This is a genomic window from Calidifontibacillus erzurumensis (assembly GCF_013303125.1).
Lineage (GTDB): Bacteria > Bacillota > Bacilli > Bacillales > Bacillaceae_J > Calidifontibacillus > Calidifontibacillus erzurumensis.
The window spans coordinates 1-16,469 of record NZ_JABTTE010000031.1; the positions used below are offsets into that span (position 1 = coordinate 1).

Here is a 16,469-nt window from a genome sequence, read left to right on the forward strand (position 1 = left end):
AGATGTTATTAAGGTCAATATTTATTTAGTAGATGGGTGTGAACTGGCAGTTGGATTTAAGGAATTTCAGGAAACCTTTGGTGAGTTGGAAAAACCTCCTTTGATTACAGTTCTGAAAGTTGCAGGTCTTGCAAATCCGTTATGCTTGGTTGAAATTGATGCAATTGCAGTTGTTGAAGAAGAGAATTGTATGTGTGACTGATGTTGTGGTTAAATTCAAAGGAAGGTGGAAAACGATGAAATACGAATGGAGAAAGCAAGAGAAACATTTATATTTGCCAGGCAAGAAGCCAGAATTAATAACGGTGCCGGAACAAAAATTTTTAATGATAAGCGGGAAAGGAAATCCAAATCATGAAGATTTCTCTGAAAGAGTAGGCGTTTTATATTCTTTGGCCTATGCTATTCGAATGATGCCTAAGCAAGGATATACACCGGAAGGTTATTTCGAATATACCGTTTACCCGCTTGAAGGAATATGGGATTTAACGGAAGAAGGAAGAAAATCAAGTACGTTAAATAAAGATGAGCTAGTATACACCATTATGATCCGACAACCTGAGTTTGTAACAGAAGAAGTCGTTGATAAATCATTTGAGATTGTTAGAAAGAAAAAGCCTCATCCTTTATTAGATGAAGTCACTTTCGGAACGATGGAAGATGGATTGTCCGTTCAAATGATGCATATCGGCCCGTATGATAATGAAGCAAAAAGTTTTGAACAAATGAAAAAATTCATTGAAGAGAATCATCTTGAAATAACAACGTTAGTTCATCGGGAAATTTATATTTCCGATCCAAGAAAAACTGAACAATCGAAATTAAAAACGGTGTTAAGGTATCGGGTTCATTCTATTTAATTAATAAGTGTAGACCTGAAACCTGGAGGAGTTGTACGACGTATTAAAAAGCAGGACTTTCAAGGAAATTGTAATATCTACATACTTTTTGGCGAAGGAATCTTTTGCAGAATTCGTCCTTTAGGTTTTGATTAGACATGCTCACAAGGTTTGCTTTTTCATGAAAGTGTTTCTATTTGTGTTAAATTGTTTGTTTAATAAAGTAACTGCCGGGCTTTGTTGTCTACGGTCTTACAATTGTAAATTACAGATTCTTTTATATTGGAGCAGAATCATGAAAGATTTTTTTAATCGAAGTGAAAAACGAAAAGACATAATATTTTCAACCTTGATATTCGTTTTAGGTGTTATTTTAGGTACAATTTCCAAAATACTTGATAGCACCCCAAGTAATTTACTCCCGAGTTTTCTTGAAGTGCTTGATTTAAGAAACTTTTTTTCACGTATTGGGATTTGGCTTTTTTTCGGGGTGCTCCTGTCTGTTTATAGCAAATCACCTGTTAGATCTGCCGTAAATGTGTTTTTGTTTTTTGCAGGGATGGTAGCCAGTTATTATGCTTATACGATTATGATTGCTGGCTTTTTTCCAAAATCATACATGATGATTTGGATAATGTTGACGATACTTTCACCTATTTTTGCTTTTATTTGTTGGTATGCTAAAAGGGAGGGCATTTTTGGGAATATCATTTCATCCATTATCATCATGTTTATTTCAAGACAAGCTTTTGCATTTGGGTACTGGTACTTTGATATTAGGTATGTTTTAGAATTTATTATTTGGATAGCGGTTATTTTAATTTTATACCGGTCCCCAAAACAAACCATTTGGATGATCACGATCGGAATGTTGCTTTACTTTCTTACTGCCCAAATGAATTTGTTGTGGGGAATGTTGTAAGTACAAAAAAGGAAATCCAATGTTAAGCATTTATAAATTAAGAAACGAGAGGAAAATATATGGATTCAGGATTAACCTTTGGGATTTATCCGTTAAGTGTGGCAGGCACACCTTTTGGATTAGCAGTAGGACCCGATGATGATTATGAAAAAATACAATTAGCTTTAAAAGGTCTTCAAGGTGAGACGAAAAAGTTTTTTCCAAGGACCTATTTAATTTATACGAAAAAATGGGAAGAAAAAATGTTATCAAATGCAGATCGATATGTTGATGCTGGTTTGGTAAAAGATCTTACGATAGGTTGCGGAGACTGGACAGATCAAAAAGAGCAAGATATCGACCTTAATCATTGGCTTGATTTTATTAGAAAAGTCATTCATCGTTATGGAACGCATCTAACTTCCCTTCAAATTACAAACGAACCAAATCTTTCATTTATGGAAGGTTCAAAGCCTTATATTATACAGGCACTTATTGAAGGAGTAATTGTTGCTAAAGAAGAAACAAAAAAGCTTCATTTGCCGTTAAAAATTGGATTCGGTTCTGTTCCTGAAAGCCCTGCTGCTGTGCCAAACTTTTGGGAAAATCTCGCGAAGGCAGGAAATCAAGTGTTTTTAGATTCTGTTGATTTTGTAGGACATAATTTTTATGTGGATGTCTTTGAAGACCGGCCACTTAATATAAATGAAATAGCTGAATCTGTAGAAAATATACTCCGTAAATTAAGAGAGAAAAGTCTAGTTTCAGCAGGGATCCCATCTTCAGTACCTATTCGAGTTACAGAAAACGGTTGGCCAACGGGTAAAAATCCTGTTGCCAATATTGAAAGAACGTATGAGCGCCAATGTGAGGTCCTTGAAACAGTGATTCGAACCATTTATAAATTGCGGGAGGAGCTTAACATTACTCACTATCAGCTTTTCGGACTTCGGGATGCGGATAGTTCAAAAGAAGATCTCTTCCATCAATTTGGGATTATGCGGGATGATTATTCACCGAAACCGGCTTATTTTACATTTAAGAAATTAATTGATGAGTTGGGTGTTTGATTTATCCCGTTGCTTCATGAAAAATGAAAAGATTGAATCTATTCAAGATTGCTCTGCTAACCTTAAGAAAAAAGAGGCTTTTGAAGGGTGCATCCAAAGTTAGTTTTTACATAGCTAACGGAATGCATCACTTAAAAGCCTCTTTTATTTGTTCACTTCATTCTCAACAATTTGTATGCTCTTTGTAACGAAATCCAAAATGGTTTCAAGTTCTTTTTTAGAATACTGCTTGTAAAGTTCATTCATAGCATTACCAAGAGAGGTAAATAATGGACTAATTTCATTGAATGCTTTTTCTTTATTAGCTACAACTACAATTTTTCTCCGATCATTAGGGTCTTTTTCTCTTCGTACTAATTCCTTTTCTTCAAGTCTGTCAATAACACCTGTAATGGCTCCGGTTGTTAAACCCGTTATTTGTGCAAGTTCACCTGCCGTCATCCATTCATTTTTCATAATCAAATCAAGGCATTTATGGTCTGTCGGATTTAAGCCTAATTGTTGTGCAATTTTTTGATGAAAAAGAACAGTAACGGTGCTCAATTCCTGCATTTTTTTTCCCAGTATCTCATGAATATCTTCAGATTGATGCAAACGTTCGCTTGACATACTACTATTCCTCCAATATCATTTATCTTAGCAAACTAAGATATTTATTTTATTAAGATATTTAGTGTGATAAGAAAATCATTATCTAAACTATTTTTAATTATACCAATTTCAAACGTGGGGAGGGAGAGAATAAGTTGAAACATAAAGCAATCATTATTGGTGGCGGAATAGCTGGAACGTCAATGGCATTGTTTTTGAAAAAAATAAATATAGATGCAGAAATTTATGAGGCATATGAAAAGAGAACGGATATCGGTGGTGGATTTCAAATTGCTCCAAATGGGATGAAAGTAATGGCTGCCCTTGGTCTTGCAGATGTTGTTGTGAAAAATGGTGTTGTTAGCTCAATGATGTATTTTCAAAATGAGAATGGCAAAGTTATTGCGCAGGTTAAAGAAAATGGTCGAGATAAATATGGAGTGCCTTCGGTGAATATTGCAAGAAGCAAATTTCATGAAATCCTTGTGAATGAAGTGGAGAAAAACGGAATCACGATCCATTATAAAAAGCGATTAAAAAAGGTAATTGAAGATTCTTCTGGTGTCACTGCCATTTTCGAGGATGGAACGGAAGCTCAAGGAACATTTCTAGTTGGGGCAGATGGTACACATTCTAAAACAAGGGAATACGTCGTAAAAAACGGACCAAAACCGGTGTACACAGGCCTTCAAAATGTTGGTGGGTTTGCCCCATTAGCTTCAATTGATAAAAATCTATCAATCGATGAATCTCCAACATTTTTTACATTTGGAAGAAAAGGCTTTTTTGGATATGCTTTATGTAATAAAGGTCATGGGGAAGAAGTGATGTGGTGGAGCAATATTCCTGAAATAAGAGAAGTCCCAAGAGAAATGCTTCGGTTAGCGACGACAGAGGATATAAAAGATGAATTATTGATGCTCCATAAAAACTGGCATCCACCGGTCGAAAATATCATTAAACAATCTACCTCTATTTTTAAAAGCAACATTTATGATTTGAGTAGTTTGCCAACATGGTCTAAAAATCGAGTTGTATTAATTGGGGATGCTGCACATGCAATGAGTCCCCATGCTGGACAGGGTGCTGCGGTTGCGTTGGAAGACAGCATGTATTTGGCAAAATTAATGAAAGATTTAAACATGCCGATCGAAAGTATTTTCCAACGTTTTGAAGAAGAACGAAAAGGCAGAGCTGAAAAAATTATTAAAACGGCACGAAGAAATGGGAGCGGGAAAAAAGAGTTTGGTCCGATCGCCTGCTGGTTTAGAGATAGATTTTTATCCATCCTACTTCCATTATTTGCAAGTAGAGGTCAAGAGTGGATTCATGGTTATGAAATTCCTTGGGACTGAAGTGAATGTTATTTGGAGGATTTTTTTATACGGAAAGATTTCTATATTATTATGGATATGTAGTTTGATTTTAAAAGGATTTGATTGTATTATTTATACGCTGGGTGGAAATATTTAACTACCCCATTTTTTGTGCAAAAAATCCAATTTTTCTTTTGACAATTGAAAAAGGTGTCAATATAATTTAATTGAACGGTGGTCAATTAGGAGGAACTAATTTTGGCAAGAAGAAAAATGCAACATGAATTAACAAAAGATATCATAATGGATACAGCAAGAGATTTATTTGTAAAAAATGGTTATCAGCATGTTTCGATGAGGCAAATTGCCAAAGAATTAGGATGTAGCCACGGGTCAATTTATTATCATTTCAAAAACAAAGCCGAATTATTTTATGCACTAGTCGCTAATCATTTTGATTTGCTTGAACACAGGCTAGATGAAATTTTAAATAGGAAAATAGATAACAGAGAGAAAATAAAAGAGATTTTGCTTGGCTTTATTGAATTTGGTTTAACTCATCAAAGTCATTACGAAATTATGTTTTTAACGAAAGATGAGGATGTCCGTAATTACTTGAATGAAAAGCCAATGCTTGTTTATGAAAAATTTGCAAAAAGTATACATTCCCTTTCCGATCAAAAATTGTTATTACAGGATATTTGGACGATTTTTATTTCATTGCATGGTTTTGTTTCTTATTATATGGAGCATGTAGATAATTACGAAGATGTCAAAGATGCAGCTAGATATCATGTCAATTTTTTGCTTAAAGGTATTATTTAATTTTTTTTAAATAATATTGACCAGTGGTTAATAAAAGAACCTTGTTACTATGGATGAATTTTTATTAACAAAGGGAGAAAGGAGGAGGCAAGGGAACGGAAGCTTCAGATTCTTGGTATGGTGCATATCTTTACGATGATTGAACACTATATAGGGTCTGGCAGCATTTCCACACTTTTACTGATCGTTGGGGTGATGCCTTCGTACGATTAAGTAGGGGAATCCTTGCAAAGGTAACATGAAAAGAGTGTTAGTACTTGGTGCAACAGGAGCAATGGGGTATGCGATTGTACATGAATTAGTTGGAAGAGGAATAGAGGTCCGTGCTTTTGCTCGTGATCGTGGCAAACTGGATAGATTGTTTGGAAATTTAACAAATGTACAGATTGTTGCTGGTGACGCGTTAAACATGAAAGAATTGATGCAAGCAGCTATTGATTGCGATGTAATTTTTCATTCCATCAACGTTCCGTATCACGAGTGGAGAAAATATTTACTGAAAGTGATGGAAAATGTATTGGACGTTGCAAAAGAGCATTCAGCTAAGTTAGCAATGGTGGATAATATTTATGCATATGGGCGTAGTAATAATGGAAAAGTGACAGAAAATGCACCGAAAAATCCTCATACGAAAAAGGGAAAATTGCGTCTTGAACAACTTAACTTAATTAAAAATTCAGGTGTCCCTTACGTAATTGCGCATTTTCCTGATTTTTATGGGCCAAATGCTGAAGGAACGATGCTAGGTACAACACTTGCAAATGTCATTCAAAATAAAAAAGCGATGTTTGTAGGAGATCAGAAAGTGCCACGGGAACATATTTATACTCCAGATGGAGCAAAAGCAATTGTTACACTGGCCATGACAGAAAAGGCATACGGTCAGGAATGGAATATTCCTGCTTACGATACAATTACAGGAGAAGAAATTATTGAATTGTTCCGTGAAATTACAGGTTTTAATAAAAAAGTGATGACAGTTCGTAAAAGTATGATTCAATTTATAGGATTATTTAATCCATTTATGAGAGAAGTCGTTGAGATGTATTATTTAACGCAAGAACCGGTGGTATTAGACGGTTCAAAATATGAAAAAGAAATCGGCCCATTACCACGAACGCCTTATAAAGAAGGATTACAACAAACGATCGAATGGATGAAGCAGAACAAAGCAAGCAAAGGATGAAGCAAGAAGGTACCGGAGATGGTGCCGGAGACGGAACAGCAGAGGGGTCAGGCACGGTACCGGAGATGGTGCCGGAGACGGAACAGTAGAAGGGTCAGGCACGGTACCGGAGACGGAACAGCAGAGGGGTCAGGCACCGCACCGGAGATGGTGCCAGAGACGGAACGGTAGAAAGGTCTGAACCCCCTGCAGCTGTTCCACGAAAAGGGGAAGGAGAAAGTGGATCAGATGGAGCTGCATAGGGGCCAGGCACCGTGCGGCAGGTGGTATTGCAAAGGGAAGGAAGGCAGAAGGTGCCGCATGCGGTACATCAGAGGGGCGGGCACTGTGCTCTAGACGGTGCGGGAGAAGGTGCCGGAGATGGTACGGCAGAGGGGTCTGACCCCGTACCGGAGAAGGTGCCGGAGATGGTACGGCAGAAGGGTCTGACCCCGTACCGGAGAAGGTGCCGGAGATGGTACATCAGAGGGGTCTGGCACCATACAGTAGATGGTACATGAGAGGTGCCTGACCCCTTTCAATAACGTGTTTTTGCTAGATAATTGTAAACATCCAGTAAATTGACGAATCCTAGTTTTTTTATTTGGCGGATGCATTCAACCCAGAATTTTGCTGTTCCAATTGCATCGTGCAATGCATGATGCCGTCTCGAAATGGAAATTCCAAAATGGGTGCAGCAATCATCGAGGGTTACTAAATTTTTTCTAGGTTCGACGATATTTATTAAGAAAGATGTGTCTAATAATCGATGTTGAAAACTCATCTTTAGTGTTGACCACGTTGCATGCTGCATAAATCTTTTTTCATGGTGGGCATGGTGGGCAACAAGAGGTTCGCTTTTGATAAATTGATAGAACTCTTGCAGCACCTGTTCAATAGGAGGAGCTAAAGAAAGTTCCTCTTCAGAAAGGCCGGTGAGCAATTTCACATCCTCTGAAAGTGGTTCATTGTAATTTACTAAAGAATAGTACGTTTCATCATCTAACACTTGATCCCCGATGACTTTCACAGCGCCTATGGATAAAATTCGATCTCCATTTTGAGGATAAAACCCTGTCGTTTCTAAATCAAATACAGTTAACTTCAACTTGGGAAATGGAATGTGAAGAACATCTTCTGCTCGTATTTCCCTTTGCAGCTGCCTTAAAAAAGCAATACTAGCAGCATTGGATTGACTTGGCAAGGAAGAATATAGGCTTGGATTCAATCTTCCCGATAATTGTTTAATAAAGTGAAACATTTGATGCATGATCATCATAACACCCTTTACGAATCAAATGTTTTACTTCAGAAAAAAGTTTATAACCATCTCTCATAATCCGTTTCAACTCTTGTTTGTCCTTTTTAGATAGATGTGCAATCTTCAATAAATGAACATCTGAATAGCTTTCGGAAAACTTTGTATAACAAAGGCGGAAATACAAAAGTTTTTCAAAAGAAGACTGATAATTTTTTATATGATTAAAATACTTTGGCAACAGTTGAAAACGAACTAACGTCGAAGGAGCCAAAATCCCTGATTTTAATGCAAGCAACCGTATTGAATTTACATATGGAAAAAAAACGACTTCCTTCAAATTAATAGTACCAGATTCCTTCCCCGAAGATTCCGGCAGGAGTTGTCCAAGGACTCCGATTCCTTTTTTTACATGACTAATATTCTCTAATAATCGGACATATAAAAACGAGTTTTTCTGCAATATCGTTAATGCCATTAATTTCAAGTGAATTAAAAAACTTTCATCACCTAATAGAACGTGAGAATCGTAAAAGGTAGAAAAATAACGGAGAGATTCCCAACTGGCTTCTTCCAACCAATCCTGAATTTGCTGTTCCCATGTTGTGATGGAGTTGCACCATTTTGGATTCGATGACATGACTTTTCCATCACAAAATTCGTATCCAACGATATGCAAACCGTTTGAAATCTCTTCACCAAGGTGCAAAAAGTAAGGTTTCATTTCATCGCTGCCAGCAAAAATGATGCCATGATCTTGATCACTCCAAATGGATTGTTCTGACCTGCCGCCACTACCCATTAAAAAGAAAGCAAAGCGAGCAGGAGGGGAACCGTGCTCACTTTTCACTTTTTCGATGGCCGTTTGAACTGTTGTTTTGATTAATGTATCATGGAATTGATTAAGTGCGGCTGGATCATCCCAGACTTCATGAATATGTTCATTTCGCCATTGCCTTATTTGTAAATAACGATTCTCTAAATCTTTCTCATCTTCCCAGTTGATAGGAGAATGACTATACATTAGCATATTATGCACCTGCTTTTTTAGTTGGTTGAGGCATTTGTTCCGGATAGCCGTAGCTTCCATGCTCGCTTAAATCTAGACCCATCATTTCTTCTTCTTCACTTACACGAATGCCTCCCATAGCCATATCCATTGCTTTGATGATAATGTATGAAACTACAAATGCATAAATACCAGAAACTGCAACACCTAATGCTTGAACGCCTAATTGATGGAAACCGCCGCCGTAGAACAATCCGGCTTGCCCCCAACCAATTTCAGTGGATAGAGATGGGATTGCAAATAATCCGTTTGAAAGTGTACCCCAAACCCCTACGGTTCCGTGAACGGATAAAGCATAGATAGGATCGTCGATTTTAAGTTTTTCAAAGAGCTTAGCACTAAAGAATACCATGATTCCGCCGACAAGACCGATTACAACAGCTGCCCAAGGTTCAACGAATCCACAAGATGCAGTAATTGCAACAAGACCAGCTAATGCACCGTTAAAAATAGTAGGAATATCTGATTTACCAAGCATGATCCAAGAAATAAATGCTGCTGCAACTGCACCTGCTCCGGCAGCCAATTGCGTGTTTAATGCAACAAAACCGAAGAATGAATCAGCAATACCGAATGTACTACCTGCGTTAAATCCAAACCAACCTACCCATAATAAGAGAACACCTAATGCAGTATAAACTTGGTTATGACCTGCAATATTATTGGATGAACCGTCTTTGTTAAATTTACCAATACGAGGCTTAAGAACCATTGTAGCTGCTAAAGCGGCCATTGCACCTGTCAAATGAACAACGGTAGAACCTGCAAAGTCTTGTTTACCGTGGTCTGACAACCAACCTCCGCCCCAAATCCAGTGAGCAACTACCGGATATACGAGGGCTGTAAATAAAATTGAAAAAATGACGTAAGCTGAAAATTTTGCCCGTTCTGCAAAGCCACCAAAAGCAATTGTTAAAGAAATAAGTGCGAACATTGCTTGGAATGTAAAATCTACTGCAGGAGCTAAGCCTTCCTCTGCTGAAGAAGCGTCCCCATAAAAGAAATTAGATAATCCGATAAATGCATTTCCTTCACCATATGTGAATCCATAGCCAATTGCCCAGAATACTAAAGATCCAAGTCCAACAGTAAATATGGTTTTTCCGGCAATGTGGCCAGCATTTTTCATTCGTGTTGAACCTGCTTCAAGTAAAATAAATCCTCCTTGCATCAAAAAAACTAAAATGGCTCCGATGATGACCCACAGGTTATCAACCAAAACTGTACTTTCCACTTGCAAATCCTCCCTTTTCCCTTTACGAGTATGTTGTTTTAAGATAATTCAGATTATAGAGGCGAAAAAACATTCCAGCAACATATTTGTAAGGTTTTCTTACATAGTTTGTTAACATTTTTCTTGTGGTAGTGTAAAATATCTTTAAAAATGATTTTCATTTGTGAGGTGAAGCTGGTTTGGATCGCGAGCTTTCTTATAAAGATAAAAAAGTTATTACTATTGGTACTGTGTGTGAATTAACTGGGCTTACAGAACGTCAAATTCGTTATTACGAAGAGAAAAAGTTAGTTTTTCCAGAAAGATCAAAAGGGAAAATTAGAAAATACTCCTTTTCCGATATAGAAACGTTAATAAAAATTGCTAGTATGGTAGAAGAAGGTGTTCAAACGTTTGAAATTAGACAAAAAATGAAAAAACAAAAAGAAAAGGAAATCGAAAGAAAATTGATTCAAGGACAGATCAATGCACATTTTGGTCTGCGTAATGGAAAACGATAAAAAGGCTAGTAAAGAATGGAGGAAAACAGGGGCATTTTCCACTGTGTGATTAGAAAAATTGGAATCGGGCATATGATTCTAAATTCGGATATGCATCTAGGATCATGTGCTTAAGATTTCTAATTTTTCGAAAATGGAAAATTAACTGCAAAGAAAAAAGCTCCGTTAAAGAGCTTTTGGTTTGTAAATATAGTTTTTTCGTTGAAATTAAACATTGGATAACTTCATCTATGCCACTTAATTGAATTTAATCTCCTTCACCAATCAGTTTCTCATCTTCTCTATATTCCAAAATATCCCCTGGTTGACAGTTTAACGTTTTACATATTGCATCTAAAGTTGAAAATCGAATGGCTTTCGCTTTGCCGTTTTTCAATATCGAAAGATTGGCCATCGTGATGCCAACTTTTTCTGAAAGTTCGGTAACGCTCATTTTTCTTTTGGCCAGCATGACGTCAAGGTTTACTATAATTGCCATCTTTTTCACCTCAGATTGTTAAATCATTTTCCGTTTTAATGTTAATTGCTTCTTGTAAAAGTCTTTGGAGAAGGGCGGCAAAGACTGCAATAACCATTGAAGCGCCAATGATGACCAATCCAATAACGATAAGTCCTGGTGCATCGTCCCATTCTGCAATTACATAAATAAGAGGAAGGGCTATTGTATACAAGCAACTGATGATAATGGCACAATATTTGATTTTATTGAGTGCAACAACAGAAATTTGTGAAAAAGCTTGATTATTGTCTATATAGCTTAAAAGTTTCCATGCTTGATACAATGCAAAATAAAACGGAATTGCCGATGTATACATAATAAATAAAATTCCAAATACGATTGTTGCTAATGTCCGGCCTCCTTGGTGGAATTGTTCAAATGCAATGATTGCGATTTTAGGAAGAGCAAATATGCACAAGGCAAGAACAGGAATACCAATTACGATTACTGCTAATCTTAAAAAAAGTGTTGATTTTTTTTCCATAAAAAAGCACCTCACATCAATTGTTTTATATTTTCATTTTGGGAATAAAAAGTATTCGTAATTCTAACATTACTTAGAGCTTTGATCTTATTACATTAGCTAACCCTCATTACTTGGCAGGGGCTCCCGAGATAAAGTTAAACATCTTCAGCAACTCCTCTGTTAGTTTCAGAAAATCTCTTTAATCATTTTCATCTTCGTCATTTTTGTATTCCAAAATATCTCCCGGTTGGCAATCTAAGACCTTGCAAATAGCATCTAAAGTTGAAAATCGAATAGCTTTCGCTTTTCCGTTTTTCAATATTGAAAGATTGGCCATTGTAATGCCAACTTTTTCTGAAAGTTCGGTTACACTCATTTTTCTTTTGGCTAGCATGACATCAAGGTTTACGATAATCGCCATTTTATTCACCTCAGATTATTAAATCATTCTCTGATTTTATATCGATTGCTTCTTTTAAAAGCCTTTGGAGAAGAGCAGCAAAGACTGCAATGATTATTGAAATACCAACAATAATTGCTCCAATTAATACTAATCCCGGTGCGTCCATCCATCTTGCAATAATTCCAATAAGGGGCACGGCTGGTGTATAAAAACAACTGATCAGAATGGCACAGGTTTTTATTTTCTTTAGCGCAATGACAGAATTTTGTGTGAAAGCTTGATTGTTGTCTATGTAACGTAACAGTTTCCATGCTTGAAACAATGTGTAGTAAAAAGGGATTGCCGCTATATACATAATCGTTACAGTTCCAATTAATGTATAAGCAATCTTTGTACCTATCAGTTCTTTTTCTACCATTGCTGTTTGAACGATTTGGGGCAGCAAAAATATGCATAAAGCAAGAATGGGAATTCCAATACCGATCACAGCCAACCTTAACAAAAGTGTTGATCGCTGTTCCATAAAAAAGCACCTCACCAATAATGTTTGATTGAATTGTAACACCGCATTTATCGTTTTTCAATAAATATTTATTATTTTTTATGATATTTTTGTTGTGATAGAATAAAAAAGAGGTTTCAAATAACATGCAGGAGTTCATCTGGCAGCCAAAAAAACACGGGGATTTCCGTTCAATGGAAATCCCCGTGGATGAATGATTGAGCCAAAAGTTTTTGATTTTTGAAAGCTCCCATCTTTATAAAGATGTAGTAAATTCTAATTCGTTATCTTGTAGGTGTGTAAAATAATCTGTATCTGAATTTTGGATATGGCCGATAATGACATCATTAACGATAAAAGAAAAGAATTCGGAAAGTTTGAGAACCCCATTTTGATAAGCTTCTTTAAATTTAAAAACTTTATCTAATAAAGTTTCGTGAATTTTAGCATGTTTTTCGTAATCAGGATATCCCGCATCTAATAAGATCTCTTCTTCATTACAAAAGTGTTTAATAATATCTTTCAATATAACATCGATTTGTTTCATCATTTTTTCATTTTCTGAATCTGAAAGGAACAAATAAAAAAGGCTGTTCGCTTTTTCTACCAGTAATCGATGTTCTTCATCAATCATTTCATTACCGCTTTCCCAATCTTCATTCCATTCAATTTTAACAAGAGTATTAAAACAGTGATCTTGATCTTCGGAACTGCAGACTCGGTTTCTTCCGCTTTCTTTGGCCCGGTACATCGCTTTGTCTGTTCGTTTATACCAGCTATAATAAGATTCTGCCTCTTTACGTTCTGCAACACCAAAGCTTGCAGTGATTTGACCAACAATTGGATGATGAGAATGTTCCATTTCCAGCCGGATATTTTCAGCAACCCTAGTGGCTTGCTGAAGATTTGTGTTAGGCATAATAATGACAAATTCTTCTCCACCTAGTCTAGCAATAAAATTTGGTTCACAAACGAGATTGTTTGCTAGATTCGCTACTTCCTTTAACACTTCATCACCGATCGGGTGTCCCCAAATGTCATTGATGCACTTAAAATGATCTAAATCGAAAATAATCATTGAAAGCGGTTGATTTTTCCGATCAGCTTGAGCCATTTCTTTTTCAATACGTTGATCAATAAAATGACGGTTGTAGAGCCCTGTTAATTCATCTCGAATAGCCAGGTCATTAAGAATTTTGTTTTTAGCCTCTAAAACTTTCGTTAATTCGATAAGATTTTGATTATTTTTGTAAAGCTTCATTTGTAATTCTCGGGTTTCGGTTATATCCTGAGCTGATAAATAGATATAAGATCCGTAAGGCTCAGAATGCCATTCGATATATTTGTATGTACCATCTTTTGTACGAACTCTATTTACAAAGCTAGAAACAGACTGCTTTTCCTTTAGTTTATTCATAACCTCATTACTTGCTGGAACATCTTCGGGATGGATGAAAGAGATATATTTTTTTCCTTCAAAATCCTCCAGCTGATAGCCGAGAATCCGCTCAAAAGCTTTATTGACCTTTAGGAAATTGCCATCCATGTCGGTTATACAAAGCATATCAATATTTACTTTAAGGAATCCTTCGATTTCATGATCAAGCCTATATTCTTTTGTTACATCATGATAAATACAGCCGATTAGGCCGTTGCACAAAGGGAATACATCTATTCGAATCCATTTTTGAATCGATGGATGGTGAATATCAAATTGTGCAGATGTCTGATTGGTGTTCACTTCTTGTATAATTTTTTTCCACTCATTTTCTCCTTCGCAGCCTTCAGGAAAAATGTCATAGATAGATTTATTGATTACTTTAGGACGTTCGATTTGCATTAATTTTTCAAACGCTTTATTTATATGTAAATATTGGCAATCATAAGGATTTCCTTCGTTATCTAAAATTACTTTATGACATGAATAGGCGGTCGGAGAATTATTAAAAAACTCATTAAAACAAAGTTTTTCCATAGTGGTTGCTCCTTTCCAAGCTCTACCATCTTACCTATTATTATAAAGGAATTTTTTCTCATCTGACTGTGCGTTTATAGCAAATTTCGGAAAATTTGATAACAATTTAGTAGTTTTGATAGACAAATTAGAAAAATAATGAGAGTATTTACTAAATTAGTTCGGGCAAAATGCCTTATTGAAAATAAAGAGGTTTTCCTTTTGTTCGTTTTAGTAGACGGATCAGCTGGAATAAGTTAACCCCATGATTTGTATTTGAAGAAATATTTTACGATAATGATTTGTAAATAAACGTAATTTAATTTTTTAAGAAAGGAATGAAAATATGAAAGAGGTTCCAATGTGTCAAAGTTGTGGATTGCCTTTCAATGAAGAACATGAGCATTTCATAGCAAAAGAACCGGACGGGAGTAAAAGTATTTATTGTACAAATTGTTATAAAGACGGTAAATTTCTTCATCCGAATGTAACATTAGAAGAAATGACTGATATGATCGTGCCTATTTTGGGACAATCAATGGGCGAAGAAAAAGCTCGGCAAGAATTGACAGCTCTATTACCAACTCTTAAACGTTGGAAAAAAAAGTGAAACTTTTTAAAATAAATTTCGTCAAATAAAAAGAGGGAACCTTAAAGAAAGAGGAAACTTTAAAGAAAGGTTCCCTTACAATTTTGCAACGGGTCCGAAAGATAAAAAGTATTGTATGGATGCAAGAATTGCCAAAAACAGCAAATTATAAATCGAAAATGTTTTTAAAAATTTCATACTCTCGTTAGGATTTGCGGAAATAAATAATTTGTAAGAAATGACGCTTGCCATTGAAGCGATCAGCGTTCCAAGTCCTCCGATATTTACCCCTAATAATAAAGGCTTCCAGTTAGCTGTGAATTCAGCAAGAAGAATAGAAGCAGGGACATTGCTGATGAACTGGCTTAGTAAAATCGAACTAAAAAAAACTAGATTTTCATTTGTTAAGCTTGCACTTGCCATTGTTTGAACAACGTGTGTTTCCGATATGTTTCCAACAAAAATAAAAAAACAAATAAACGTTAGGAGCAAATAATAATCAATTTTAATTAATAATTTTTTATTTAAAGTGAAAACGATCGCCATTGTAATGATAAAAGCTACGTAATAAGGGATCATTCCATATATGGAGGCAATGGTAATAGCAAGTACTAAGCCCCAAATGGTCGCTTTTTTCCTATCTTCAATTTGTATAGGCGATAGCGTTAATTTGATTTCCTGTTTTCGAAGACGACGTGTTACCAAATATAGAATAATGAGACCGAGGATTGCCATCGATACAACTGTTAATAAAAAAGAAACCGGGTCTAATCCGTAATGTGAATAGATAAATAAATTTTGCGGATTTCCCATTGGTGTAAAACTGCTGCCAATATTGGCGGCTATTGTTTGTAAAATTACAGTCTCCATCATTGGCAATTTTGTTCTTTTGCTAATAACAAGAGTTAAAGGTACAAATGTCAGTAAGGCAACATCGTTTGTCACAAACATCGATGCAAAAAAACATAAAAAAATAAGGACAGCTGAAACAGATTGGCTATTCTTGCATCTATTCAAGATACTGACGGCCATTTTGTCCAATAAGTGAAGTTCATCCAATGCTTTTATTGCAAGCATAAGGTTGAATAAACTGATCAATACAGGAAAGTTCATATATTCTATTTTCGGAGGTTGAATAAAACAGCTTGCTATGGCTAACAAAAGAGAAATAGTAAAAACTTTATCTTTTGTGAGAAAACGAAAATTTATATGAATTTTTTTCTTTGCTTGTATGAAAACCGTTGCTTTCAACATCTATCACCAACTATGTGTATAAAATAACGATATG

At 35.9% G+C, this 16,469-nt stretch carries 19 protein-coding genes; 9 read left to right on the plus strand and 10 right to left on the minus strand.

The genetic code is table 11. The annotated features are described in order from the left end of the window. The 4 genes from HR057_RS15685 to HR057_RS15700 all read left to right on the plus strand — a co-directional run. Positions 1-202: RidA family protein (locus HR057_RS15685; protein ID WP_173732385.1), on the plus strand; the 202-nt coding region annotated here is incomplete at its 5' end. 34 nt (positions 203-236) lie between these two features. Then, positions 237-860: a GyrI-like domain-containing protein gene (locus HR057_RS15690; protein WP_173732386.1), complete on the plus strand. Its 624-nt coding sequence runs from the start codon at positions 237-239 to the stop codon at positions 858-860. A gap of 274 nt (positions 861-1,134) precedes the next feature. Continuing rightward, the gene (locus HR057_RS15695) at positions 1,135-1,761 is read left to right on the plus strand and encodes a hypothetical protein (RefSeq protein WP_173732387.1); all 627 of its coding nucleotides are present in this window, start codon (positions 1,135-1,137) and stop codon (positions 1,759-1,761) included. Between the two features lie 59 nt (positions 1,762-1,820). Continuing rightward, positions 1,821-2,810, plus strand: a complete 990-nt coding sequence (locus HR057_RS15700; RefSeq protein WP_173732388.1) for a hypothetical protein — start codon at positions 1,821-1,823, stop codon at positions 2,808-2,810. Positions 2,811-2,954: 144 nt separating this feature from the next. Here HR057_RS15700 and HR057_RS15705 read toward each other — a convergent pair whose 3' ends face one another. Continuing rightward, a complete protein-coding gene (locus HR057_RS15705) occupies positions 2,955-3,419 on the minus strand; it encodes a MarR family winged helix-turn-helix transcriptional regulator (RefSeq protein WP_173732389.1) in 465 nt (154 codons plus the stop codon). Positions 3,420-3,556: 137 nt separating this feature from the next. Here HR057_RS15705 and HR057_RS15710 point away from each other — a divergent pair, with 137 nt between their 5' ends. From HR057_RS15710 to HR057_RS15720, 3 genes are all read left to right on the plus strand, one after another. Beyond that, positions 3,557-4,756 (plus strand): FAD-dependent monooxygenase, encoded by a 1,200-nt coding sequence (locus HR057_RS15710; protein WP_173732390.1) that lies wholly within the window; start codon positions 3,557-3,559, stop codon positions 4,754-4,756. Between the two features lie 216 nt (positions 4,757-4,972). Then, a complete protein-coding gene (locus HR057_RS15715) occupies positions 4,973-5,542 on the plus strand; it encodes a TetR/AcrR family transcriptional regulator (protein WP_173732414.1) in 570 nt (189 codons plus the stop codon). A gap of 238 nt (positions 5,543-5,780) precedes the next feature. Next, positions 5,781-6,728, plus strand: coding sequence for an NAD(P)H-binding protein (locus HR057_RS15720; protein ID WP_173732391.1), 948 nt, complete (start codon positions 5,781-5,783; stop codon positions 6,726-6,728). Positions 6,729-7,245: 517 nt separating this feature from the next. Here the strand turns inward: HR057_RS15720 and HR057_RS15725 are convergent. Genes HR057_RS15725 through HR057_RS15735 form a run of 3 tightly spaced genes read right to left on the minus strand, consistent with a single transcriptional unit; the run spans position 7,246 to position 10,268 of the window. Continuing rightward, positions 7,246-7,983: an exonuclease domain-containing protein gene (locus HR057_RS15725; RefSeq protein ID WP_329955899.1), complete on the minus strand. Its 738-nt coding sequence runs from the start codon at positions 7,981-7,983 to the stop codon at positions 7,246-7,248. Then, positions 7,952-8,989, minus strand: a complete 1,038-nt coding sequence (locus HR057_RS15730; protein WP_173732392.1) for a DUF294 nucleotidyltransferase-like domain-containing protein — start codon at positions 8,987-8,989, stop codon at positions 7,952-7,954. The genes HR057_RS15725 and HR057_RS15730 overlap by 32 nt, the downstream gene beginning before the upstream one ends. Positions 8,990-8,996: 7 nt before the next feature. After that, positions 8,997-10,268 carry an ammonium transporter gene (locus tag HR057_RS15735; RefSeq protein WP_173732393.1) on the minus strand — a complete coding sequence of 424 codons (1,272 nt, stop codon included), beginning with the start codon at positions 10,266-10,268 and terminating at the stop codon, positions 8,997-8,999. 179 nt (positions 10,269-10,447) lie between these two features. On the opposite strand from HR057_RS15735, the gene HR057_RS15740 reads away from it, so the two are divergent. Further along, positions 10,448-10,768: a MerR family transcriptional regulator gene (locus HR057_RS15740; RefSeq protein ID WP_173732394.1), complete on the plus strand. Its 321-nt coding sequence runs from the start codon at positions 10,448-10,450 to the stop codon at positions 10,766-10,768. A gap of 247 nt (positions 10,769-11,015) precedes the next feature. Here HR057_RS15740 and HR057_RS15745 read toward each other — a convergent pair whose 3' ends face one another. From HR057_RS15745 to HR057_RS15765, 5 genes are all read right to left on the minus strand, one after another. Continuing rightward, positions 11,016-11,246, minus strand: coding sequence for a helix-turn-helix domain-containing protein (locus HR057_RS15745; RefSeq protein ID WP_173732395.1), 231 nt, complete (start codon positions 11,244-11,246; stop codon positions 11,016-11,018). 10 nt (positions 11,247-11,256) lie between these two features. After that, positions 11,257-11,751 carry a DUF2975 domain-containing protein gene (locus HR057_RS15750; RefSeq protein ID WP_173732396.1) on the minus strand — a complete coding sequence of 165 codons (495 nt, stop codon included), beginning with the start codon at positions 11,749-11,751 and terminating at the stop codon, positions 11,257-11,259. 181 nt (positions 11,752-11,932) lie between these two features. Beyond that, positions 11,933-12,154 carry a helix-turn-helix domain-containing protein gene (locus tag HR057_RS15755; RefSeq protein WP_173732397.1) on the minus strand — a complete coding sequence of 74 codons (222 nt, stop codon included), beginning with the start codon at positions 12,152-12,154 and terminating at the stop codon, positions 11,933-11,935. Between the two features lie 10 nt (positions 12,155-12,164). Continuing rightward, positions 12,165-12,659 (minus strand): DUF2975 domain-containing protein, encoded by a 495-nt coding sequence (locus HR057_RS15760; RefSeq protein WP_173732398.1) that lies wholly within the window; start codon positions 12,657-12,659, stop codon positions 12,165-12,167. A 235-nt stretch (positions 12,660-12,894) separates the two neighbouring features. Next, positions 12,895-14,613, minus strand: a complete 1,719-nt coding sequence (locus tag HR057_RS15765; RefSeq protein WP_173732399.1) for a diguanylate cyclase — start codon at positions 14,611-14,613, stop codon at positions 12,895-12,897. Between the two features lie 340 nt (positions 14,614-14,953). Here HR057_RS15765 and HR057_RS15770 point away from each other — a divergent pair, with 340 nt between their 5' ends. Then, complete coding sequence (locus HR057_RS15770) at positions 14,954-15,202, plus strand: zinc ribbon domain-containing protein (RefSeq protein ID WP_230474493.1); 249 nt, start codon at positions 14,954-14,956, stop codon at positions 15,200-15,202. Positions 15,203-15,277: 75 nt separating this feature from the next. Here HR057_RS15770 and HR057_RS15775 read toward each other — a convergent pair whose 3' ends face one another. Further along, on the minus strand, positions 15,278-16,432 hold the full coding sequence (locus tag HR057_RS15775; protein WP_173732401.1) for an SLC13 family permease: 1,155 nt from the start codon (positions 16,430-16,432) through the stop codon (positions 15,278-15,280). Between the last annotated feature and the right edge of the window lie 37 nt (positions 16,433-16,469).

Bases quoted from the DNA above. Each gene is read 5' to 3' on its own strand.
- HR057_RS15760 (WP_173732398.1), bottom strand. From the start codon at position 12,659: ATGGAACAGCGATCAACACTTTTGTTAAGGTTGGCTGTGATCGGTATT.
- HR057_RS15700 (WP_173732388.1), top strand. From the start codon at position 1,821: ATGGATTCAGGATTAACCTTTGGGATTTATCCGTTAAGTGTGGCAGGC.
- HR057_RS15695 (WP_173732387.1), top strand. From the start codon at position 1,135: ATGAAAGATTTTTTTAATCGAAGTGAAAAACGAAAAGACATAATATTT.
- HR057_RS15755 (WP_173732397.1), bottom strand. From the start codon at position 12,154: ATGGCGATTATCGTAAACCTTGATGTCATGCTAGCCAAAAGAAAAATG.
- HR057_RS15725 (WP_329955899.1), bottom strand. From the start codon at position 7,983: ATGATCATGCATCAAATGTTTCACTTTATTAAACAATTATCGGGAAGA.
- HR057_RS15750 (WP_173732396.1), bottom strand. From the start codon at position 11,751: ATGGAAAAAAAATCAACACTTTTTTTAAGATTAGCAGTAATCGTAATT.
- HR057_RS15720 (WP_173732391.1), top strand. From the start codon at position 5,781: ATGAAAAGAGTGTTAGTACTTGGTGCAACAGGAGCAATGGGGTATGCG.
- HR057_RS15705 (WP_173732389.1), bottom strand. From the start codon at position 3,419: ATGTCAAGCGAACGTTTGCATCAATCTGAAGATATTCATGAGATACTG.
- HR057_RS15770 (WP_230474493.1), top strand. From the start codon at position 14,954: ATGTGTCAAAGTTGTGGATTGCCTTTCAATGAAGAACATGAGCATTTC.
- HR057_RS15730 (WP_173732392.1), bottom strand. From the start codon at position 8,989: ATGTATAGTCATTCTCCTATCAACTGGGAAGATGAGAAAGATTTAGAG.
- HR057_RS15765 (WP_173732399.1), bottom strand. From the start codon at position 14,613: ATGGAAAAACTTTGTTTTAATGAGTTTTTTAATAATTCTCCGACCGCC.
- HR057_RS15690 (WP_173732386.1), top strand. From the start codon at position 237: ATGAAATACGAATGGAGAAAGCAAGAGAAACATTTATATTTGCCAGGC.
- HR057_RS15745 (WP_173732395.1), bottom strand. From the start codon at position 11,246: ATGGCAATTATAGTAAACCTTGACGTCATGCTGGCCAAAAGAAAAATG.